Origin of the sequence: Xanthomonas cannabis (genome assembly GCF_040616535.1) — a bacterium.
Classification (GTDB): domain Bacteria; phylum Pseudomonadota; class Gammaproteobacteria; order Xanthomonadales; family Xanthomonadaceae; genus Xanthomonas; species Xanthomonas cannabis.
In genome coordinates, this window is record NZ_CP136580.1 from 1,124,746 (window position 1) to 1,144,678 (window position 19,933).

Consider the following 19,933-nt stretch of genomic DNA (forward strand, 5'->3'; position numbering starts at 1 on the left):
CTTAGCGCCCGGCCGGGCCGGGCGTTGGCGGTCGCTGCGCTTATGCGGCCTGCGCGACGTTCTCGGGGCTGACCGGGGCGCTGGAGCGGATCAGGTAATCAAATGCGCTCAGGGCGGCCTTGGAACCTTCGCCCATCGCGATCACGATCTGCTTGTACGGCACCGTGGTGGCGTCGCCGGCGGCGAACACGCCCGGCACGCTGGTCTGGCCACGGTCATCGACGATGATCTCGCCGCGCGGAGACAGCTCCACCGTGCCACGCAGGAACTCGGTGTTGGGCAGCAGGCCGATCTGCACGAACACGCCTTCCAGTTCCACATGCTGGCTGTCGCCGCCGGTGCGGTCGGTGTAGACCAGTCCGGTGACCTTCTGCCCGTCGCCCAGCACTTCGGTGGTCTGCGCACTGGTGATGATGCGCACGTTGTGCAGGCTGCGCAGCTTGCGTTGCAGCACCTCGTCGGCGCGCAGCTTGTCGTCGAATTCCATCAGCGTGACATGCGCCACGATGCCGGCCAGATCGATCGCCGCTTCCACACCGGAGTTGCCGCCGCCGATCACCGCCACGCGCTTGCCCTTGAACAGCGGGCCGTCGCAATGCGGGCAATAGGCCACGCCCTTGTTCTTGTACTGGTCCTCGCCCGGCACGTTCATCTGCCTCCAGCGCGCACCGGTGGACAGGATCACGGTCTTGCTCTTGAGCGAGGCGCCATTGGCCAGCTTGATTTCGATCAGGCCATCGGCACCGGCCGGCACCAATTGCTCGGCACGCTGCAGGTTCATGATGTCCACGTCGTACTGGCGCACGTGCTGCTCCAGCGCGGCGGCCATCTTCGGGCCTTCGGTTTCCGGCACGGAGATGAAGTTTTCGATCGACATGGTGTCCAGCACCTGCCCGCCGAAGCGTTCGGCGGCCACGCCGGTGCGGATGCCCTTGCGTGCGGCATACACTGCCGCTGCCGAGCCGGCCGGGCCACCGCCCACCACCAGCACGTCGAAGGCATCCTTGGCGGCGATTTTTGCGGCATCGCGCTTGGCGGCATTGGTATCGAGCTTGGCGACGATCTGCTCCAGCGTCATGCGGCCCTGGTCGAACAGTTCGCCGTTCAAGTACACCGTCGGCACCGACATGATCTGGCGGGTTTCGACCTCATCCTGGAACAGCGCGCCATCGATGGCGACATGCTTGATGCGGGGATTGAGCACGGCGGCCAGGTTCAGCGCCTGCACCACGTCCGGGCAGTTCTGGCACGACAGCGAGAAATAGGTTTCGAACTGGTAATCGCCGTCCAGGTGCTGCACCTGCTCGATCAGCTCGGCAGTGGCCTTGGACGGGTGGCCGCCCACCTGCAGCAGCGCCAGCACCAGCGAGGTGAACTCGTGGCCCATCGGCAGGCCGGCAAAGCGCAGCGAGATGTCCTGGCCCGGCGTGGTCAGCGCGAACGACGGCTTGCGCTGGTTGTCGTCGCGGTGAATGTCCAGGCTGATCTTGTCCGAGAGCAGCACCAGGTCTTCGAGCAGGTCGAGCATCTCGCGCGCAGCCGGGCTGTCGTCGATGGACGCATTGATCTGGATTGGCCGCGTGACCCGTTCCAGGTAGGCGGTCAGCTGGGTCTTGAGGTTGGCATCCAACATGGGGAACTCCTGGGAATGGGCAAGGGGAGGGCGTGGCGTCGCTGCGCTAGGGCAGGTCGCCGGGAGAGGAAGGAGGTGAACCGCAGCCGGCGCAAGGTCGGAGTGCGTGCTGGCGATGGCTGGCGGGCAGCCCGGCACCGGCTCCGGTTCACCTCCGGCCCGTGCGGGCCGGAGATGCTCCGACCTGATGACAGGTCGGAGGTGACAGCCGGCTTAGATCTTGCCGACCAGGTCCAGCGACGGAGCCAGGGTCTTGGCGCCTTCCTTCCACTTGGCCGGGCAGACCTGGCCAGGATTGTTGGCCACGAACTGCGCTGCGGTGAGCTTGCGCAGCGTCTCGGTGACGTCGCGGGCGATGGAGTTGTCGTGGATTTCCAGGGTCTTGATCACGCCTTCCGGATTGATGATGAAGGTGCCGCGCAGAGCCAGGCCTTCTTCTTCAATGTGCACGCCGAACGCGCGGGTCAGCTTGTGGGTCGGGTCGCCGATCAACGGGAACTGCGCCTTGCCCACGGCCGGGGAGGTTTCGTGCCACACCTTGTGCGAGAAGTGCGTGTCTGTGGTGACGATGTAGACCTCGGCGCCAGCCTTCTGGAAGGCGGCATAGTTATCGGCGGCGTCTTCCACTTCGGTCGGGCAGTTGAAGGTGAACGCGGCCGGCATGAAGATCAGCACCGACCACTTGCCCTTCAGGTTGGCCTCGGTGACTTCGATGAAGTTGCCGTTGTGGTACGCATTCGCCTTGAACGGCTGGACCTGAGTGTTGATGAGAGACATTGAGTTTCCTCGTGCGATGAAAGGGGGGGCGGGGGATGGAACAGTCGCCATGGTAGGCAGGATCGATAGATTCCTCAAATCGATTGATGGAATTGGATAGATAGTTTTTGGCTATCGATTTTGCAGACGGCGTCTGGTGCTGCAGCGGCGATGCTCCATCTCCGATAATGGTCAGCCGATGTTTCGCATGAGTGAACGATCCGTATGAGCCACGATCCTGCTGCCCTGTCCGGCGAACAGCTGCTGCGGCTGGCGGCGGCGCGGATCGAGCGCGGCGATGCCGAACCCCTGCTATTGCACGCGCTGGGCCGCGACCGCGCCTGGCTCTTCGCCCATGGCCGCGACCCGGTGCCCCGCGCCGTCGCCGCTGCCTTCGACGTGCTGGTGCAGCGGCGTCAGGCCGGTGAACCGGTGGCGTATCTGACCGGCTCGCGCGGGTTCTGGACGCTGGATCTGGAGGTCTCGCCGGCGACGCTGATCCCGCGCGCCGACACCGAGACCCTGGTGGAGCTGGCGCTGGAACGGCTGGACCACGCGCCCGGCCGACGCGTCGTCGACCTGGGCACCGGCAGCGGTGCCATCGCACTGGCGATCGCCAGCGAGCGGCCGCAGACCGCGGTGGTCGCCACCGATGCCAGTGCGGCCGCGCTCGCCATCGCCCGGCGCAATGCCGACAGGCATCGCCTATCGAACGTGCACTGCCGACACGGCAGCTGGTTTGCGCCGCTGACCGGCGAGCAGTTCGACCTGATCGCCAGCAACCCGCCGTACATCGCGGCCGGCGACCCGCATCTGGAACAGGGCGACCTGCGCCATGAACCGGCCAGCGCACTGGCCTCCGGCAGGGACGGGCTGGATGACATCCGGTTGATCGTGGCGCAGGCGCCCGGCCATCTGCGTACCGGCGGCTGGCTGCTGCTCGAGCATGGCTGGGACCAGGGCGCGGCGGTGGCCGAGCTGCTGCGCGCGCAGGGGTTTGCGCAGGTGGCCACGCATCAGGACCTGGAACAGCGCGACCGGGTGACCCTTGGCCGCTGGGAGGCAGCCGCCACGCGCTGAGCCGCGTTGCCGCCACAGTGCTCAACACCGGCCGCTCTGCGCCGGCATGCGCAGCGGCGCTGCGCTACAGGAAGGGGCAGGCGGTAGCGGTGTCGCCGGTCGATACACTATGCGTTTTCGCCCAGGACCGACGCATGCGCACGCTCTATCCCGAGATCACGCCCTACGAGCAGGGCAGCCTGAAGGTCGATGACCGCCACACGCTGTATTTCGAGCAGTGCGGCAACCCGCAGGGCAAGCCGGTGGTCATGCTGCACGGCGGCCCGGGTGGCGGCTGCAATGCCAAGATGCGGCGCTTCCATGACCCGGCCAAGTACCGCATCGTGCTGTTCGACCAGCGTGGCTCGGGGCGCTCCACCCCGCATGCAGACCTCACCGACAACACCACCTGGGATCTGGTCGCCGACATCGAGCGCCTGCGCACGCACCTGGGCATCGACCGCTGGCAGGTGTTCGGCGGCAGCTGGGGCTCGACGCTGGCGCTGGCCTATGCGCAGACCCATCCGCAGCAGGTCACCGAGCTGGTGCTGCGCGGCATCTTCCTGCTACGCCGCTTCGAGCTGGAGTGGTTTTACCAGGAGGGCGCCAGCCGCCTGTTCCCGGATGCCTGGGAGCACTACGTCAATGCGATCCCGACCGCAGAGTGCGGCGATCTGATCGCGGCCTTCCATCGCCGCCTGACCAGCGACGACGAAGCCACGCGCCTGGCCGCGGCCAAGGCCTGGAGCGTGTGGGAAGGCGCCACCAGCTTCCTGCACGTGGACGAGGACTTCGTCACCGGGCACGAGGACGCGCACTTTGCGCTGGCGTTCGCGCGCATCGAGAACCACTACTTCGTCAACAACGGCTTCTTCGAGGTCGAAGGCCAGCTGCTGCGCGATGCGCACCGCATCGCCGACATCCCCGGCGTGATCGTGCACGGCCGCTACGACGTGGTCTGCCCGTTGCAAAGCGCCTGGGACCTGCACAAGGTGTGGCCGAAGGCGCAGCTGCAGATCAGCCCGGCCTCCGGGCATTCGGCATTCGAGCCGGAAAACGTCGATGCCCTGGTGCGTGCCACCGATGGGTTTGCCTGAGCGACGACGTCAGGGCGGCCGGGTCATGCTTTCGCATGACCCGTAGGAGCGCGCTTGCGCGCGATGAGGCGTTACCGTTAAAGCCTCAACACCCGGTAGGAGCGCGCTTGCGCGCGATGGAGCGTTATCGGTAACGCCTCATCGCGCGCAAGCGCGCTCCTACAGTAATTGCCGACAGTGATTGCCGGTTTCAGGGCAGCAGCAATGCCTGTGCCAATGGCGGCAGGATACGTGCCAGGCGCTGTGCCCATGCGTGTTGCCCGGCCGCATCGGCGATCAGGTCCTGGCGGATCTCCAGCTCCACATGCGGCAGGCCGCGGCCTTCGCCATACACCGGAATCGCATAGTCGCTGGCATCGCTGACCGCATAGGGCTGGTTGTCGCCGACCACCAGATCCGGTTCGGCACGCAACGCCTGCAACAGGCGATGCGCCAGCCGGGTGTCGCGGTTGTACAGCACCCCGGCATGCCAGGGTCGCGCATGGCCGGCCATGATCGGGGTGAAGCTGTGCATCGACACCAGCAAGGTCGGTTGCTGGCGCTGCGCACGGGTCTCCAGCTCCGCCGCGATGCGTGCGTGGTACGGCGCGAAGATCTCGTCGATGCGCTGCCGCCGCGCCTCGGCCGACAGCTGCAGATTGCCGGGAATCGATGTGCCGTCGCTCACCTCGGGCATCAGGGTGGCGGACGCGTGCGGGCGGTTGCAGTCGACCACCAGCCGCGAATAGGTCTGGGCGATGGCAACGGCGTCCAGCGCATCGGCCAACAGCTGCGTGACCTGCGCAATGCCGATATCCCAGCCGATATGGCGGTCCAGCTCAAACTGCGGCAGGCCCAGATTGGCCAGCCGTGCCGGCACGCGCTGGCCGGCGTGGTCGGCGATCAACAGCCATGGCGAGGCCGCCTGCGTGTTGTGCACGGTAAACGGTGCCGGATCGTCGGGGCCAAGCAAGGGAGCGACGACAGCGTCAGCCACGCGGGGTGCCATCCAGTGCGTGATCGACCAGGTACAGGCCGGCCCACAGCTTGGGGTCCATCTGGTAGCCCTCGGCCATCTTCTGCACCAGCCAGGTGCCGACCTGCGCGCGCGGAATCTCGTGCACGGTGATGTCTTCGCTGTCGTCGCCGCCGCCGGCGCCGACTCTGCTCAGCCCGGTGGCGCGCACGAAGGCGATCTTCTCGCTGCTGGCACCGGCCGAGGTGGGGCCGATCATCAGCACTTCGGCATGCTCGGCGGTCCAGCCGGTTTCTTCTTCCAGTTCGCGGATCGCCGACAGCTCGATCGACTCGCCCGCATGCACATCGCCCACCAGCCCGGCCGGCATTTCGATCGTGCGCGCCTGCAGCGGCACGCGGAATTGTTCGACGAACAACATCGCATCGTCCGGCGTCACCGCCACGATGATCGCGGCCAGGCCGCCGGCATGCACGCGCTCTGAATATTCCCAGGTGCCACGCACGACCATGCGCTGGTACTTGCCTTCGTAGACCACGGTGGGCGGGGTGTCGTGTCGGTTCATGGGGAGATGCCTTGAGACAGGGAGGCAGGAGGAGGGGGGAGTGCGGCGCCGTCGCACACGGCCAGCAGCCGCCGGCGTGTGAGCGGGCCGAAGCGCAGGCTGTCGCACAGCCCGATCAGCATGTCCGCGTCGGCGTGCGCGCGCGTGAAACCGGCGTCGGTCAGGTCAAGCGGCGCGTCCAGCGCGATGGTGGTGAGCTGGCGCCACAGCAATGCGTGCTCGCGCTGTTCGCGCAACCGCACCGCCATCTGCGCGGCGCCGCGCAAGCGCAGGAACGGGATCTCGTCGATGCGCTCCAGCAGTGCGTCCAGGCTGCCGAAATGCGCCAGCAGCACGGCGGCCGATTTGGCGCCGATCCCGGTGATGCCGGGGATGTTGTCGATCGCGTCGCCGCACAGCGCCAGGTAGTCGGCGATCTGGTGCGCATGCACGCCATGCCGTGCCTTGACCCCGTCCATGCCCCAACGCAGGTTGCGTGCGTAATCCCACTGTTCGTCGTGTTCGAACAGCAATTGCGACAGATCCTTGTCGGCCGACACGATGACACCGCGCAGCCCCTGTGCACGCACGCTGTGCAGGGCGCTGCCGATCAGATCGTCGGCCTCGTAGTCGCGATGCGCCAGCACGCTCAGGCCCAGTGCGGCGCATAGCGCCTTGCAATGCGCGAACTGGCGACGCAACGCATCCGGCGCCGGCTCGCGGTTGCCCTTGTAGGCCGGGTAGATCGCATGCCGGAAGCAGCTGTCCAACGCCTCGTCGAAGGCGATGGTGATGTGGTGCGGGCGCTCGCGTTCGAGCAGGTCCAGCAAGAAACGCGCAAACCCGTGCACCGCGTTGGTCGGCCAGCCTTGTGCATCCTGAAACTCGTCCGGGATCGAGTGCCAGGCGCGAAAGACGTACAGGCTGGCATCGATCAGGTACAGCGGCTGCGGACGTGGCCCGCCCGGCAGCGCCGCGGCAATCGCACCGGGCAGGCTGCTCATGGGGTCCAGTCGCGCAGCAAGGTGCGCGGGTCCGGGCGCTCGCGCTCGGGCACCTGCATGCGTGGCGTGCCGATATGGATGAAACCGGCAACGCGTTCGTGTTCTTCCAGGCCGAGATAGCCGATGACCGCTGGGTCGTAGGCCATCCAGCCGCTCAGCCACTGTGCGCCGAAGCCGTGTGCCTGCGCAGCCTGCAGCAGCGCGAAACACACGCAGCCGGCGGTCAGCAGTTGTTCCTGCTCGGGGACCTTGTGCCCGGGACGCAGCGCGGCAATCACCACGATCACCAGCGGAGCGTCGCTGAAGCGGTTGCGGTCCTTCTCCACCACCGCCGGCGGCGCCAGCGGATCGGCAGCCTGGGTGCGCTCGGCCAGGAAGTCGCCCAGCGCATGCCGTGCCTCGCCACTGATGCGCAGGAAGCGGAACGGCACCAGCTTGCCGTGGTCGGGCACGCGCACGGCCGATGTCAGCATGCGCAGCAAGGTGTCTTCATCCGGCCCGGGCTCACCCAGCTGTTTGGACGGGACCGAGCGACGCGCGTCCAGCGCCTGTAGCGAATACGGTGCGTGCATAAGTTGCGGTTCTGGGCGACGGGCAGGCGATTATAGACGGGCCCTTCCCAACGCCCGCCGCATGCTGGCCGGCAGGGTCGATGCCCGCAGCGTGGTCACCTCATGCCCCTCTCCTGGGTGGCTCGATGACCCGGTTCGCTGCCACCGGCCCGCAGCCCGGCCGCAACCGCACCCGCTCGATCAGGTCTGCGACATCGTGCTGATCCCGCTGTCCGAGGCGTTTACCGAGGACCACGCCTTCTACGGTGTGATGCAGGGCGTGGTCGACGGTCTGGACGCGTCCGTCAAGCTGAAGCCTTAACCCCCGCAGGCGTATAACGGGTGACGGCAGGCTCCACCGCAGCGTTGCGGGCTAGGATGTCGGCTTGACACGCAAACCCTGGGCGGTCACGAGTAAAGTGAGAATAGCGTCACATTTAACAAACGAGCGAAACGCCTACCATGCGGGGGCGGAATTTGGGGCCGCGTCTGTTTTTCCTCGTTTGAATATTTTCACGCCTGCAGAGGCGGGGAGCCTTTGCGCATGACTTTTCAGCCCAGTCCGTCGGGACATCCGGGCCGTGACCAACGCTTGCTCGAACAGGCGCACGACGTATTCGTGCCCGCGCTCGTGCAGGTGTTTGCAGCTGCAGTTGCACATTTCGATGATGTCCTGTTCGATCGCGCCGAGTCTGCGGGCGCGTCACAGTTGCTGTTTCTCGATGGCATGCGCGAGCTGCGCCGCAGGCGTGAGGACGTGGCCACGCAATTCCGCCAGCAGCTGGAAGACGGCTGGCAGGCGCTGGTACTGGGCACGCCGTTGTCGGCCGAAGTGGTGCTGGCCGGCGACATGGGCACCGGTCCGCTGAGCCTGGTGCCCGAGCACGTGCTCGAATCGCGGCTGGCGGTCCGCAATCTGGCGACAGTGCTGCTGCGCGATTTCAAGCAGGTGCTGTCGCGGGTGGACCGCCGGCTGGGCTGGATCGCCGGTGGCCTGGAACTGGTGGCCGACACCAACCCGATCGGTCCCGAACACCTGGGCGTGGCGATCCACGAGGCCTTTGCCACCTGCGATCTGGCGCCGGAAGTGCGTCTGGTCCTGATCAAGCTGTGCGAACGCGACCTGGCCGAGCCGATCGGCAAGCTGTACGCCCGTCTGGACGAGACGCTGGCCAAGGCCGGCGTGATGCCGGAAATGTCCCAGCCCAAGCGCCCGCCGCCGCGCATGCCGTCACGCGGGGAGACCCCGGAAGAGCGCGCACAGGCCGAGGCGCAGGGCGGTAACGTCGAGATGGGCGGCGACGATCAGAACGACCAGTACGCGCCCGCCTGGGCCAACCGCTTCCTGGACCGCTGGGCGCATAGCCGCGGTCGCATGCAGGCGGCCGCACAGCGTGGTCATGCCGACGGTGCCGGCGGTGGCATGGAGGGCGACGCCGATCATCCGGGCGGCAGCCAGGGCATGCTGCTGGATGCGTTGCACGAGTTGTTGCAGCAGACCCGCAACGTGCGCGACAACGCCGCCTCTGCCGCGTCGGTGGCGGTGGGCCAGCAACGGCCGTTGAGCCAGCGCGAAATGATGTCGGTGCTGTCGTTGCTGCAGGCGACGCCGAGCGCGACGTTGCAGGCAGCGATCGGCGACGACAACGAGTCGCTCGCGCAGCGGTTGAAGAACGAGGTGCTCAACAGCGCCACGCGGCTGGGCGTGGACCCGGCCACCGCAAAACTCGACCCGATGGACGAAGATGCGATCGATCTGGTCGGCATGCTGTTCGACGTGATGCTGGACGAGCGCGATCTGGAAAGCCGCTCGCGCGAAATGATCGGCCGCCTGGTGGTGCCGTTCGTCAAGGTGGCGCTGCTGGACCGCAAGATGTTCGTGCAGAAGACCCACCCGGCGCGGCGTCTGCTCAATTCGCTGGCCGAGGCCTGCGAAGGCAACAACGGCGACAGCGCCGCCGAACGCGTGCTGATGGGCAAGGTCGAAGAAATCGTCGATCGCCTGGTGGCCGAGTTCAACGAGAACCTGGCGATCTTCCTGACCCTGGAAGAAGAATTCCGCGATTTCCTGTCTCAGCATCGGCGCCGTGTGGAAATTGCCGAGCGCCGCGCCACCGAGACCCAGCGCGGGCAGGAAAAACTCGAGCTGGCGCGTACCCGCGCGCTGGCGGAAATGGAGCAGCGCGTGCAGGCCGGTGCGCCGTTGCCCAAGGCACTGGAAGACTTCCTGCGCCAGCCGTGGCTGCACCATCTGACCATGGCCATCCTGCGCGACGGCGACGAAGGTCCCGGCACCGTGGAGGCGCTGGCGCTGGCCGACGGCGTGCTGGAAGAACTGGGCGAGGCGCGCCGGCACATCATCGGCAAGCCCTGGCTGCAGGTCTGGCAACCGGCCCTGCACCGCGTCTTCGCCAGCGTCGGTCTGCATGGCGATGCGGTGGTGGTGGCCATCACCGCGCTGCACGACACCTTGCAGGCAATCGCCGAAGCACGCCCGGAGCTGGAAAAGGCCTTGCCGGAACTGCCGCAGGTCAATCTGCCGCCACCGGCGGCCGAGAGTGTCAGCGTGGTACTCGGTGCCGATGCCGTGGCGCAGAGCATCGACAGCGCCGATGCCGAGCGCTTCCGTGCGATGGATATCGGGACCTGGCTGGATTTCGTCGACAAGGACGGCAAGGTGCAGGCCGGCAAGCTGTCCTGGGTGAGCCCGATTTCGCAGCGGTTGCTGTTCGTCAACCGGCGTGGCGTGCGCTTCTGCGTTGCCTCGCCGGAAGAACTGGCGGTGATGGTGCGGCTGGGCCGCCTGCGCGAGCACATCAATGATGGCGCGTTCGACAGCGCGATGCAGGGCGTGATCGACCGGCTGGATCCGCTGCATAACAACAGCACGGTGCACTGAGCGGCGCTCTTCGCGCCGCTGCGTCAGCGTGGTGGATCAGAACGGGCGCGGGTGCGTTTCTTGCCGGGCCGCGCGGTGCGCGCAAGCGGCGTGTCATCGCGCAACAGTGGCACCGTCATGGCACCGGCGACGCGAACGCGTGCAACGCAATGCCGGCGCGCTTACCGCGATGCCGGCCCGATGAACTCCAATGCCCGCGCCATCACCGAGGCATGATCGACCAGACGATTGTGGCCCAGGCCTTCGGTACTGAACAGCTGCGCGCCCGGCCACAGGGCGGCAAAGCGCGCGCCTTCGTCCCAAGGCGTTTCGCGATCGCGGCGGTCGTGGATGACCAGTGCCGGGCGATCGAACTGCGGCAGATGCAGGCTCGCGTCGAGATCGGCAAAACGCAGGCCGGTGAGCTGGCAAAGCCAGTTTTCGAACGGTGCAAATGCCGCAGGCGCGATCGCGGAGGCGCGGAACTGACGATGCGCGCTACCACCGGGTTCGACCAGCGGCGCGATCAGCACGTAGCGCTCGGGCTGCCATGCCGGCTCGTTGGCAAACACGGCCGCTGCCGCGCCGATCGAGTGCCCGATGAAGACGGCAGGGCGACCGAAGCGGCTGCCGATCTGGCGCAGCACCTGCACGAAATGCGGCATGTTGCTGATCTTGCCGGTGCTCAGCCCATGCGCGGCCTGATCGAACGCCAGCACCGCATAGCCGAGCGCGCGCAGCTGCGGCACCCATGCGGCAAAGCGCAGCCCGTAACTGGACCAGCCGTGCGACAGCAGCACATACGGCTGTTCGCTCAGGTCGCCCCACTGGTACACCGCGATGTCGAACCCGTCGATGTGCAGCGTCTGGCGGTGCACGTCGGTCAAGGTCGCTGCAATGGCCTCCGCCTGCCGGCGCCCTGCGCTGGAAGGTGTCACGAAGCGGCGCGCCAGATAGCGCCCGGTCGGACCGGGGGCCAGGCGGCTGGCGGCAGCCAGCACACCGCGAAGCATGCGTAGACGCAGTTTGGCAATGGGCGCGCGCATGAGCGGGATCCTTGTGGAGTCGGGCGGATTGCATCTTGTCGATGCCAAGATGCAGCGAGTCTGCGGTTGTATCTTGTCAGCGTCAAGATGATCTGCTCCACTGGAATCCCGAAAAGCGAAGCCGCCATGTCGCGCCCCGACGCTCCTGCTGCCTATCACCATGGCGACCTGCCGGCTGCATTGCGCCGGGCCGGCTGGGAACTGCTGGGCGAATCCGGCGTGCGCGGGCTGACCCTGCGCGAATGCGCACGCCGCGCCGGTGTCTCGCACGCGGCCCCGGCGCATCACTTCGGTTCGCTGGACGGGTTGCTGGCGGAGCTGGCGGCCGACGGCTACGAGCGCATGCTCGCCTGCATCCTCACCGCCCAGCGGGAACTGGCCGACCCGTTGCTGGGCTGTGGGTTGGGCTATGTGCGCTTCGCGCTCGACTACCCGCAGCAGTTTCGGCTGATGCTCGGGCTGGAGGTGTGTTCGCGCAGCCTGCCGCGGCTGGTGCAGGCCAGCGACGCGGCGATGGCGAGCCTGCGCGAGACGGTGCGGACGCAGTGGATCGCCCGCCACGGCCACGCCCCGGCCACCGACGTGCTGCAGCAACGCACGCTGCTGGCCTGGAGCGCGGTGCACGGCTATGCCTCGCTGGCGATCGACCGCAAGCACACGGCGTTGCTGGCCTTTGCGCCCGAGGTGGTGTTTGCGCCGCTGCTGCACGCCGTGCTCGACCCCTGACGACGCGCTCGACTGCTCGACCGCTCGGGCGGCGTGCCCGGGCATGGCTGCATCCGCCGCGTATCGGTTGGCACGGCCGGCAGCGGTGCCGCGCTCTGCTAGCATCGCCCCGACTGGGCGCAAGACCGGAGCAACCCATGGCTGTGCAGGTGCTGGTGCTGAAAGAACGGGCCGCTGGCGAACGCCGCGTGGCCGCAACGCCCGAAACGGTCAGGAAGCTGGTCGCGCTTGGCGCCGGCGTGTGGATCGAGCCGGATGCCGGCCGCGCCAGCAGCATGGACGATGCGGCGTATCTGCAGGCCGGTGCGCAGCTGGCCAACGCGCAGACGCTCGGCCAGGCGGATGTCGTGGTGTGCGTGCAGGCGCCGCCGACCGATGTCCTGCTGCAATGCAAACCGCACACGGTGCTGATCGGCATGCTCTCGCCCGATGCCGACCCTGCACGCGCGCAGGCCCTTTCCGAGCGCGAGGTGATTGCATTTCCGCTGGAACGCCTGCCGCGCACCACGCGCGCGCAATCGATGGACGTGTTGAGCTCGCAGGCCGGCATGGCCGGCTACAAGGCGGTCTTGATCGCCGCGCAACTGGCGCCGCGTTTCTTTCCGATGCTGACCACCGCGGCCGGCACCATGCGGCCGTGCAAGGTGCTGGTGATCGGTGCGGGGGTGGCCGGCTTGCAGGCGATCGCCACGGCCAAGCGGCTGGGCGCGCAGGTGGAAGGGTTCGATGTCCGCCCGGAAACGCGCGAGCAGATCGCCTCGCTGGGCGCACGCTTCCTGGATCTGGGCGTCAGCGCCGCCGGCGAGGGTGGCTATGCGCGTCAGCTCACCGACGACGAACGCGCCGAACAGCAGCGCCGTCTGGCCGAGCATCTGAAGGGCGTGGACGTGGTGGTCTGCACGGCCGCCGTGCCCGGGCGCCCGGCGCCGAAAATCCTGACCATGGAGATGGCACGCGACATGCGCGCCGGTAGCGTGATCGTGGATCTGGCCGCAGAAACCGGCGGCAATTGCGCGGCCACCCGTCCGGGCGACACCTATGATCTCGACGGGGTGGTCATCGCCGGCCCGCTCGATCTGGCCAGCCAGGGCGCAGTGCATGCCAGCGAGATGTTCGCGCGCAACGTGTATGCCTTCGCCGCACTGCTGATCAAGGATGGCGCGCTGTCGTTCGATTGGGACGACGAACTGCTGGCCAGGACACGCTGGTCGGCGACATCGACTGCATAGCCCCGCCGAGTCCATGCGCCTTGTGCGTCGGCGGTTCCGGGTAGGAGCGCGCTGGCGCGCGATGGAGCTTCATCGGTAACGCTCCATCGCGCGCCAGCGCGCTCCTGCGGTGGCCGCACGCACGTCCACCTGCGCCCGGGATGCACCCGTGCGATGGCGTGCGGCGCTCGCCGCGGCGGCGCTGCCGTCAGTCGTCGGTTGGCGGGTGCTCGCGCAGCCAGGTACTGCGTTCGGCCGGGCTCATCTTCTGCCAGCGCTGTTGCAGCGCGTCGCGTTGTTGCGGGTTGAGCGTGCGCATGCGGTCGAACAAGGCCTTGGCTTCGCGGCGCTGCTCCGGACTCATGTTGCGGAAGCGGTCCATGCCGGCCTTGGCCTGCTTGCGCTGCTCGGGCGTCATGTCCAGCCAGCGTCGGGCGTGCCGGTACATGCGCGGGCGTTCTTCGGGCACGTCGTTCCAGCGCTCGCGCAGCGCATCGATCAATACCTGGCGCTGCTGCTGGGTCAGGCGGTCCCATTCGGGCATCGGGGTCTCGTCGCGCGGGCCCTGGCCGCGGGGGCCAGGCCCGTCCATGGGCGGGCCCGGCGGTCCCGGTGGGCGGTCCTGGGCCAGCGCCAGGGCGCACGGCCCGGCGCACAGCAACAGGGTCAACAATAGGCGGGTCGTGCGGGTCATCGTGCTCATTCCATGGCCAGGGCGGTGTCGGACCCGAGCCAGACGTACAGGTCGGGGTTCTGGGTCAGCAGGTCGTCGGTGTCGGTGCTAGCGGTGTTGCCGGCTACCGCCTGGGTTGGCGCCGCGCCTGCCGGGGCCGTGTCGCTGGGCCGCATCTGCAGGCCGATGCCGACAGCCAGCAAGGCCGAACAGGCGGTGGCCAGCAACCAATGGCCACGGCGCATGCGCGCGGCCGGCGCCTGGCGTGCCTGGCGCAGGCGCGCCAGGGTCTGCGGGGGCAGCTGGGCGAGCGCGGTGGCGTGCAGTTGGCGTAGCTGCGCATCCAACTGGGCCGGATCGTGGGAGCGGTTCACAGGAAATCCTCGAACTGTTTTTGCAACGCGTCGCGGGCACGCGACAGGTGGGTTTTGACCGAGCCTTCGGAGCAGCCCATGGCCTTGGCGGTGGTGGCCACGTCCAGGTCTTCCAGTACGCGCAGCGTGAACGCTTCGCGCTGGCGTGCCGGCAGCGAGCGCAGCGCATCGACCAAGCGCTGGTAGGCCTGCTGGTGTTGTTGCTCGCCGACCGGGCCGATGCCCGGGTCGGCCCAGTCGATGGGGCCTTCGTCATCGGCGCGCTCGGCCGGTGCCCAGAACTTCAGGCGGAACGTGCGGCGGCGCTGCAGGTCGATGATGCGGCTGCGCAGGATGCTCCAGAACAACGGCGTCCATTCTTCTGCGGGCCGCTCGCGGTAGCCGAGCAGCTTCACCATGGCGTCCTGCACGGCATCCAGCGCGTCTTCACGGTGACGCAAACCGGCCTCGGCAAAGCGGAACGCGCGCGGGCCGATGCCGGCCAGAAATGCATCCAGCGACACGGGGACGGCAGCGGCCGGTGCAACAGGCTGCGGATCGAGAGGGGTTCCCACCAGCACAGCGTAGCTTCCGCGAAGACGATACGACGTCAACGGCCGGGCGCCGATTCGGTTGACACGCCGATGCATGGGTATGATCGGCGGGCCGCACCGGCCAGTGGAGCGAAAGACCATGAGCGACGGGTTCGTAGCGCTGTACATCTTCATGCTGGCGGCCATCGCCGGCCACGTGATCATCGCGCGGGTGCCGGTGATCCTGCATACGCCACTGATGTCGGGGTCCAACTTCATCCACGGCATCGTGCTGATCGGGGCGATGGTGGTGCTGGGCCATGCCGATACCACGCTGGAAAAGGCGCTGGGGTTTGTCGCCGTGGTGCTGGGCGCGGGCAACGCGGCCGGCGGCTACGTGGTGACCGAGCGGATGCTGGACATGTTCAGGGCCAGCAAGAAGCCGGCGGCCAGGGAGGAGCCATGACCGTCACCACTGCCGAGCTGCTGGACTGGCTGGTCAAGTCCAGCTATCTGATCGCCGCCACACTGTTTCTGCTCGGCCTGCAGCGCATGGCCTCGCCAGTGACCGCGCGCAGCGGCATCCGCTGGGCCGGGCTGGGCATGCTGATCGCCACCGTGGCCACGTTCTTCCTTCCCGAACTGCACAACGTGCCGCTGATCCTGGCGGCACTGGCGATCGGCACCGGGGTGGCGTGGTGGTCGGCCAAGAAGGTGGCCATCACCGACATGCCGCAGATGGTGGCGCTGTACAACGGCATGGGCGGCGGCTCGGCGGCGGCGATCGGCGCAGTGGAGCTGCTGCGGTTTTCCTTCCTTGCCAACCGCGACACTGCGCACTGGAGCGCGCAGGCCATTGCCGAGCTGGCGGCGCGGCGGCCGGATGCCACCACCGTGGCGCTGGCGGTAGTCGGCTCGGCGATCGGCGCGGTGTCGCTGTCCGGCTCGATCATCGCCTGGGCCAAGCTGGACGGCCGGCTCGACCGCCGGGTGACCTTCCCCGGCCAGCAGGCATTCAATCTGGTGGTGGCAGTGGCGGTGCTGGCGCTCGGCATCTGGGCAGCGAGCAGCCTGCAGTCGCTGGCGATCATCGCCTTCTTCGTGCTGGCGCTGGCGCTGGGCGTGCTGATGACGCTGCCGATCGGCGGCGCCGACATGCCGGTGGTGATCTCGCTCTATAACGCCTTCACCGGGCTGGCGGTGGCCTTCGAGGGCTATGTACTGGGCAACGAGGCGTTGATCATCGCCGGCATGATGGTGGGTGCGGCCGGCATCCTGCTGACGCGCCTGATGGCCAGGGCGATGAATCGTCCGATCAGCGGCGTGCTGTTTTCCAACTTCGGTGGCGGCGGGCAGACGCAGGAGATCAGCGGCGCACAGAAGCCGATCGAGGCCGGCGATGTGGCCGCGATGATGGCATTCGCCGAGCGGGTGGTGATCGTGCCCGGCTACGGCATGGCAGTGGCACAGGCGCAGCACAAGATCTGGGAGCTGGCGCAGCGCCTGATCGCACGCGGGGTCAAGGTGAAGTTTGCGATCCATCCGGTAGCCGGACGCATGCCCGGGCACATGAACGTGCTGCTGGCCGAAGCCGGCGTGCCGTACGACCTGATCGCCGACATGGACGACATCAATCCCGAATTCGCCAGCACCGATGTGGCGTTGGTGATCGGCGCCAACGACGTGGTCAATCCGGTCGCAAAGACCGACCCGGCCAGCCCGATTTACGGCATGCCGATCCTGGACGTGGTCAATTCGAAGAACACGGTGGTCATCAAGCGCGGCAAGGGCACGGGCTTTGCCGGTATCGAGAATGCGCTGTTCTACGCCGACAACACGCGCATGTTGTACGGCGATGGAGCGGAGGCGGCCGGTGCCCTGGTCAGCGAGTTGAAGGCGCTGGATGGCGGCGGGCATTGAGGGCGTGGGTCTTGTCAGCCGAGCCTCTCTTCCACACTGGTTGATGAGGGCGGCTGTGTTCGCGCGCGATGACGAAATCACCGCACCGCAGAGCCTTTTTTTTGAAGAACGAAGGCATCACGTCGCTGATTGCTTTTGGAAAGCTTTACGCACCGACCACCGTCGAGGGCGCGGCGCCCTCAACGCTCGCGGGACACGCCGTTAATCCGTCCCTGGAGGCTCGGTGGCGGCATCCATGCCGCCAACGGTCCCGCAATCGGCGAGGGCACCGCGCCAGACAGTTGGCTGGTGGTTTTGTTGAAAAGCAAAGACACCGCGTTGCAGCTTGCTAGTCGCTGTTGAAATCCATGTAGACCGACTATCTCGACTGGTCCTTGCCCGCCCACCGTCGCGGGACCTTGAGCGGCATGGATGCCGCGCCAGAGCCTCCAGGGACGGATTCACGGCGTGTCCCGCGATGGTGGGCGGGCGAGGGCCCTGCAGCAAACACGACGACATCGAATGCGCGATGAGGACACCGCACAGAGGGTTTGCTGGTGGTTTTATTGAAGAGGGAGGACAACGCGCCAGGGCGTTGATTGTTGGCCTTGTCGAAAACTCTGTGTACCAACCATCCCTGCGCCAAACGCGCCCGACTCAGCGCGCGGCCCACCACGCAACGAATAGCGCGGCGACGTAGCACAGCAGATCAAAGCCGTTGTTGGCCAGTTGCAACAGGGTCCAGGCCAGGCCGGTGCCCATCTTCTGTGCCGAGGTCCATGGGTCCAGGCCGAGCGGTCCGCCCAGTTGGGCCGAGGCGATCCCCCAGTTGGCGCCGACGATGATCAATGCTGTCGTGACGACGGCGACACCGATGCGCAGCCGGCCGGCGTGCAAGGTGCCAAGGCGCAGCATCCAGGCGATCTCCAGCGCTGCCACCACCGCCATCCAGCCGGCCTGGTTGCCGAGCGCGAGTGCGATGAGGAGCCAGGCGATGAGGGCGGTGACGCATCCCAGCAGCAGGAGCGGGGGCCAGAGCCAGTGGGCGGTTCTGGCGGACGCGGTGGTGGGCGGCATTGGAGCTCCTGACAGTGCGCACATGATAGAACGCGGGCCGGCCTCTGCGCTGCATGCCTCGCCCCCACGGTGCGGCGGATGGAATGCAGCGTCGTCGCTGACGGGCGCTGCGTGCGGCGGCGATGCCGTCGCGGTCGGCTAGAATGGCCGACTTGCGCGCGTCCTGCGCGGCCCCATATCCAGCCCATGTATTCCCGTAGCAGCGAACCCGTCCAATTCGAACGCGATTGCGATGCCGTCATGGTGCCGCAGGGTGATTCGGTGACCCTGCCCGCAGGCAGTTACGGCTATATCACCCAAGCCCTGGGTGGCAGCTACACCGTCTTTGTCGAGGGCAATCTGTTCCGCATTGCCGGCAAGGATGGCGATGCGATCGGCAAGGAGGCCCCGCCCGGGCTGGAATTGCCCGACAACGCCAGCGACGAGGAGGTCGAAGCCCTGGTGTGGCAGCAGCTGCGCACCTGTTTCGACCCGGAAATCCCGTTCAACATCGTCGACCTGGGCCTGGTCTACGAGGCCGTGGTCAGCCATCGCGAAGAAGACAATCAGCGCCGTGTGGACGTCAAGATGACGCTCACCGCGCCCGGTTGCGGCATGGGCGAGATCCTGGTCGACGACGTGCGCAGCAAGGTTGAAATGATTCCGACCATTGCCGAAGCCGATGTCGAGCTGGTGTTCGACCCGCCATGGGGCCGGCATATGATGTCCGAAGCGGCCCGTCTCGAGACCGGCATGCTCTGATCGTCACGCGCCATGTCCACGATGTGGCGCCGCGTCCTTTCGCCCGCCATACAGGAATCTCCCGGTGTCCGTGTCCTTCGCTTCCACCCGTTCCCCGTCGCCGCGCAGCGCCGACGAACTGTCCGTGATCCTGGCCGCGCCCGGTTTCGGGCTGCATTTCACCGACCACATGGTCGCCATTTCCTGGAACAACGAGCAGGGCTGGCATGACGCGCAGGTGCGCGCGTACGGCCCGCTGCAGCTGGATCCTGCGGCGTCGGTGCTGCATTACGGCCAGGAGATCTTCGAGGGCATCAAGGCCTACCGGCATGCCGACGGCTCGATCTGGACCTTCCGCCCGCAGGCCAACGGCGAGCGCCTGCAGCGCTCTGCGCGCCGTCTGGCACTGCCGGAATTGCCGGTGGACCTGTTCGTCGAATCGCTGCGCCAGCTGGTGGCGGTGGACGCCGGCTGGGTGCCGTCGGCACCGGAAACCAGCCTGTATTTCCGCCCCTTCATGATCGCCGATGAGGCGTTTTTGGGCGTGCGTGCGGCCCACAAGGCCTCGTACTACGTGATCGCCAGCCCGGCTGGCCCTTACTTCGCCAAGGGTGTGGCGCCGGTGTCGATCTGGTTGTCCACCGACTACGCGCGTGCGGCCAAGGGCGGCACCGGCGCGGCCAAGTGCGGCGGCAACTACGCTGCCTCGCTGCTGCCGCAGCAAAAAGCCTATGCGCAGGGCTGCTCGCAGGTGCTGTTCCTGGACCCGGTGGAAGGCAAGTACATCGAAGAGCTGGGCGGCATGAACGTGTTCCTGGTCTACAAGGACGGCAGCCTGGTGACGCCGGAACTGTCCGGCAGCATCCTGGAAGGCATCACCCGCGACAGCATCCTGCAACTGGCGCGCGACCGCGGCATGCAGGTGATCGAGCGCAAGGTGGCCATCGACGAGTGGAAGCAGGGCGTGGCCTCCGGCGAGATCACCGAGGTGTTCGCTTGCGGCACCGCGGCGGTGGTGACCCCGATCGGCGAGCTCAAGGGCGACGGATTTGCGGTAGGTGATCTGTCCGCACCGGCGGGCGAGGTCACCATGTCGCTGCGCCAGGAGTTGACCGACATCCAATACGGCCGCGTGCCGGATCGTCACGGTTGGCTGGTGCGTTTGTCATAAGCCGCCATACATCGTCAAAAAATGGCCCTCGTGTGTCAGCACGGGGGTTT

General features: G+C 67.2%; 21 protein-coding genes. 10 read left to right on the forward strand and 11 right to left on the reverse strand.

All coding sequences use genetic code 11. From position 1 onward, the window contains the following. Positions 1-40: 40 nt before the first annotated feature. Positions 41-1,633 carry an alkyl hydroperoxide reductase subunit F gene (gene ahpF, locus RZV17_RS04700; protein ID WP_355607618.1) on the reverse strand — a complete coding sequence of 531 codons (1,593 nt, stop codon included), beginning with the start codon at positions 1,631-1,633 and terminating at the stop codon, positions 41-43. A gap of 213 nt (positions 1,634-1,846) precedes the next feature. Next, positions 1,847-2,410, reverse strand: a complete 564-nt coding sequence (gene ahpC / locus RZV17_RS04705) for an alkyl hydroperoxide reductase subunit C (protein WP_355607621.1) — start codon at positions 2,408-2,410, stop codon at positions 1,847-1,849. Between the two features lie 204 nt (positions 2,411-2,614). Here ahpC and prmC point away from each other — a divergent pair, with 204 nt between their 5' ends. Together prmC and pip are read left to right on the forward strand one after the other, a co-directional pair. After that, positions 2,615-3,469 carry a peptide chain release factor N(5)-glutamine methyltransferase gene (gene prmC / locus RZV17_RS04710; protein WP_184371836.1) on the forward strand — a complete coding sequence of 285 codons (855 nt, stop codon included), beginning with the start codon at positions 2,615-2,617 and terminating at the stop codon, positions 3,467-3,469. 134 nt (positions 3,470-3,603) lie between these two features. After that, positions 3,604-4,545, forward strand: a complete 942-nt coding sequence (gene pip, locus RZV17_RS04715) for a prolyl aminopeptidase (protein ID WP_355607625.1) — start codon at positions 3,604-3,606, stop codon at positions 4,543-4,545. A 190-nt stretch (positions 4,546-4,735) separates the two neighbouring features. On the opposite strand, the gene RZV17_RS04720 is transcribed toward pip, so the two are convergent. The 4 genes from RZV17_RS04720 to RZV17_RS04735 are packed head-to-tail and all read right to left on the reverse strand — an operon-like array spanning position 4,736 to position 7,620. Continuing rightward, complete coding sequence (locus RZV17_RS04720) at positions 4,736-5,533, reverse strand: N-formylglutamate amidohydrolase (RefSeq protein ID WP_355607628.1); 798 nt, start codon at positions 5,531-5,533, stop codon at positions 4,736-4,738. Next, positions 5,514-6,065 (reverse strand): NUDIX hydrolase, encoded by a 552-nt coding sequence (locus tag RZV17_RS04725; protein ID WP_166743971.1) that lies wholly within the window; start codon positions 6,063-6,065, stop codon positions 5,514-5,516. The genes RZV17_RS04720 and RZV17_RS04725 overlap by 20 nt, the downstream gene beginning before the upstream one ends. Next, a complete protein-coding gene (locus RZV17_RS04730) occupies positions 6,062-7,048 on the reverse strand; it encodes a 5'-3' exonuclease H3TH domain-containing protein (protein ID WP_039566787.1) in 987 nt (328 codons plus the stop codon). The genes RZV17_RS04725 and RZV17_RS04730 overlap by 4 nt, the downstream gene beginning before the upstream one ends. Continuing rightward, entirely contained in the window at positions 7,045-7,620 is a 576-nt protein-coding gene (locus RZV17_RS04735; RefSeq protein WP_104580886.1) for a nitroreductase, read from the reverse strand. Before RZV17_RS04735 ends, RZV17_RS04730 begins: the two co-directional genes overlap by 4 nt. A gap of 61 nt (positions 7,621-7,681) precedes the next feature. On the opposite strand from RZV17_RS04735, the gene RZV17_RS04740 reads away from it, so the two are divergent. Next, positions 7,682-7,921 carry a hypothetical protein gene (locus RZV17_RS04740; RefSeq protein ID WP_355607631.1) on the forward strand — a complete coding sequence of 80 codons (240 nt, stop codon included), beginning with the start codon at positions 7,682-7,684 and terminating at the stop codon, positions 7,919-7,921. A gap of 222 nt (positions 7,922-8,143) precedes the next feature. After that, positions 8,144-10,498 carry a DUF1631 domain-containing protein gene (locus RZV17_RS04745; protein WP_104580884.1) on the forward strand — a complete coding sequence of 785 codons (2,355 nt, stop codon included), beginning with the start codon at positions 8,144-8,146 and terminating at the stop codon, positions 10,496-10,498. A 161-nt stretch (positions 10,499-10,659) separates the two neighbouring features. On the opposite strand, the gene RZV17_RS04750 is transcribed toward RZV17_RS04745, so the two are convergent. Then, positions 10,660-11,523, reverse strand: coding sequence for an alpha/beta fold hydrolase (locus tag RZV17_RS04750; protein ID WP_355607634.1), 864 nt, complete (start codon positions 11,521-11,523; stop codon positions 10,660-10,662). A gap of 126 nt (positions 11,524-11,649) precedes the next feature. Here RZV17_RS04750 and RZV17_RS04755 point away from each other — a divergent pair, with 126 nt between their 5' ends. Together RZV17_RS04755 and RZV17_RS04760 are read left to right on the forward strand one after the other, a co-directional pair. Further along, entirely contained in the window at positions 11,650-12,249 is a 600-nt protein-coding gene (locus tag RZV17_RS04755) for a TetR/AcrR family transcriptional regulator (protein WP_166743973.1), read from the forward strand. A 137-nt stretch (positions 12,250-12,386) separates the two neighbouring features. Next, positions 12,387-13,478, forward strand: a complete 1,092-nt coding sequence (locus RZV17_RS04760; RefSeq protein ID WP_166752391.1) for an NAD(P) transhydrogenase subunit alpha — start codon at positions 12,387-12,389, stop codon at positions 13,476-13,478. Between the two features lie 187 nt (positions 13,479-13,665). On the opposite strand, the gene RZV17_RS04765 is transcribed toward RZV17_RS04760, so the two are convergent. Genes RZV17_RS04765 through RZV17_RS04775 form a run of 3 tightly spaced genes read right to left on the reverse strand, consistent with a single transcriptional unit; the run spans position 13,666 to position 15,064 of the window. Next, positions 13,666-14,151: a DUF3106 domain-containing protein gene (locus tag RZV17_RS04765; protein WP_039410082.1), complete on the reverse strand. Its 486-nt coding sequence runs from the start codon at positions 14,149-14,151 to the stop codon at positions 13,666-13,668. Between the two features lie 5 nt (positions 14,152-14,156). Then, complete coding sequence (locus RZV17_RS04770; RefSeq protein WP_047695353.1) at positions 14,157-14,504, reverse strand: hypothetical protein; 348 nt, start codon at positions 14,502-14,504, stop codon at positions 14,157-14,159. Next, on the reverse strand, positions 14,501-15,064 hold the full coding sequence (locus RZV17_RS04775) for an RNA polymerase sigma factor (RefSeq protein WP_179457026.1): 564 nt from the start codon (positions 15,062-15,064) through the stop codon (positions 14,501-14,503). Before RZV17_RS04775 ends, RZV17_RS04770 begins: the two co-directional genes overlap by 4 nt. A gap of 112 nt (positions 15,065-15,176) precedes the next feature. Here RZV17_RS04775 and RZV17_RS04780 point away from each other — a divergent pair, with 112 nt between their 5' ends. Both RZV17_RS04780 and RZV17_RS04785 read left to right on the forward strand, forming a co-directional pair. Continuing rightward, positions 15,177-15,482, forward strand: a complete 306-nt coding sequence (locus RZV17_RS04780) for an NAD(P) transhydrogenase subunit alpha (protein WP_179457004.1) — start codon at positions 15,177-15,179, stop codon at positions 15,480-15,482. Beyond that, positions 15,479-16,936 carry an NAD(P)(+) transhydrogenase (Re/Si-specific) subunit beta gene (locus tag RZV17_RS04785; protein WP_355607640.1) on the forward strand — a complete coding sequence of 486 codons (1,458 nt, stop codon included), beginning with the start codon at positions 15,479-15,481 and terminating at the stop codon, positions 16,934-16,936. Before RZV17_RS04780 ends, RZV17_RS04785 begins: the two co-directional genes overlap by 4 nt. A gap of 636 nt (positions 16,937-17,572) precedes the next feature. Here RZV17_RS04785 and RZV17_RS04790 read toward each other — a convergent pair. Beyond that, complete coding sequence (locus tag RZV17_RS04790; protein ID WP_184376228.1) at positions 17,573-17,992, reverse strand: hypothetical protein; 420 nt, start codon at positions 17,990-17,992, stop codon at positions 17,573-17,575. A gap of 186 nt (positions 17,993-18,178) precedes the next feature. On the opposite strand from RZV17_RS04790, the gene sufT reads away from it, so the two are divergent. Together sufT and RZV17_RS04800 are read left to right on the forward strand one after the other, a co-directional pair. Then, positions 18,179-18,733 carry a putative Fe-S cluster assembly protein SufT gene (gene sufT / locus RZV17_RS04795; RefSeq protein WP_064508622.1) on the forward strand — a complete coding sequence of 185 codons (555 nt, stop codon included), beginning with the start codon at positions 18,179-18,181 and terminating at the stop codon, positions 18,731-18,733. Between the two features lie 64 nt (positions 18,734-18,797). Next, the gene (locus RZV17_RS04800) at positions 18,798-19,883 is read left to right on the forward strand and encodes a branched-chain amino acid aminotransferase (RefSeq protein WP_039410064.1); all 1,086 of its coding nucleotides are present in this window, start codon (positions 18,798-18,800) and stop codon (positions 19,881-19,883) included. Positions 19,884-19,933: the final 50 nt, after the last annotated feature.

Bases quoted from the DNA above. Each gene is read 5' to 3' on its own strand.
- prmC (WP_184371836.1), top strand. From the start codon at position 2,615: ATGAGCCACGATCCTGCTGCCCTGTCCGGCGAACAGCTGCTGCGGCTG.
- RZV17_RS04790 (WP_184376228.1), bottom strand. From the start codon at position 17,992: ATGCCGCCCACCACCGCGTCCGCCAGAACCGCCCACTGGCTCTGGCCC.
- RZV17_RS04750 (WP_355607634.1), bottom strand. From the start codon at position 11,523: ATGCGCGCGCCCATTGCCAAACTGCGTCTACGCATGCTTCGCGGTGTG.
- ahpC (WP_355607621.1), bottom strand. From the start codon at position 2,410: ATGTCTCTCATCAACACTCAGGTCCAGCCGTTCAAGGCGAATGCGTAC.
- RZV17_RS04745 (WP_104580884.1), top strand. From the start codon at position 8,144: ATGACTTTTCAGCCCAGTCCGTCGGGACATCCGGGCCGTGACCAACGC.
- RZV17_RS04730 (WP_039566787.1), bottom strand. From the start codon at position 7,048: ATGAGCAGCCTGCCCGGTGCGATTGCCGCGGCGCTGCCGGGCGGGCCA.
- RZV17_RS04725 (WP_166743971.1), bottom strand. From the start codon at position 6,065: ATGAACCGACACGACACCCCGCCCACCGTGGTCTACGAAGGCAAGTAC.
- RZV17_RS04720 (WP_355607628.1), bottom strand. From the start codon at position 5,533: ATGGCACCCCGCGTGGCTGACGCTGTCGTCGCTCCCTTGCTTGGCCCC.
- RZV17_RS04755 (WP_166743973.1), top strand. From the start codon at position 11,650: ATGTCGCGCCCCGACGCTCCTGCTGCCTATCACCATGGCGACCTGCCG.
- RZV17_RS04765 (WP_039410082.1), bottom strand. From the start codon at position 14,151: ATGACCCGCACGACCCGCCTATTGTTGACCCTGTTGCTGTGCGCCGGG.
- RZV17_RS04785 (WP_355607640.1), top strand. From the start codon at position 15,479: ATGACCGTCACCACTGCCGAGCTGCTGGACTGGCTGGTCAAGTCCAGC.
- pip (WP_355607625.1), top strand. From the start codon at position 3,604: ATGCGCACGCTCTATCCCGAGATCACGCCCTACGAGCAGGGCAGCCTG.
- RZV17_RS04780 (WP_179457004.1), top strand. From the start codon at position 15,177: ATGAGCGACGGGTTCGTAGCGCTGTACATCTTCATGCTGGCGGCCATC.
- RZV17_RS04740 (WP_355607631.1), top strand. From the start codon at position 7,682: ATGCTGGCCGGCAGGGTCGATGCCCGCAGCGTGGTCACCTCATGCCCC.
- ahpF (WP_355607618.1), bottom strand. From the start codon at position 1,633: ATGTTGGATGCCAACCTCAAGACCCAGCTGACCGCCTACCTGGAACGG.
- sufT (WP_064508622.1), top strand. From the start codon at position 18,179: ATGTATTCCCGTAGCAGCGAACCCGTCCAATTCGAACGCGATTGCGAT.
- RZV17_RS04735 (WP_104580886.1), bottom strand. From the start codon at position 7,620: ATGCACGCACCGTATTCGCTACAGGCGCTGGACGCGCGTCGCTCGGTC.
- RZV17_RS04760 (WP_166752391.1), top strand. From the start codon at position 12,387: ATGGCTGTGCAGGTGCTGGTGCTGAAAGAACGGGCCGCTGGCGAACGC.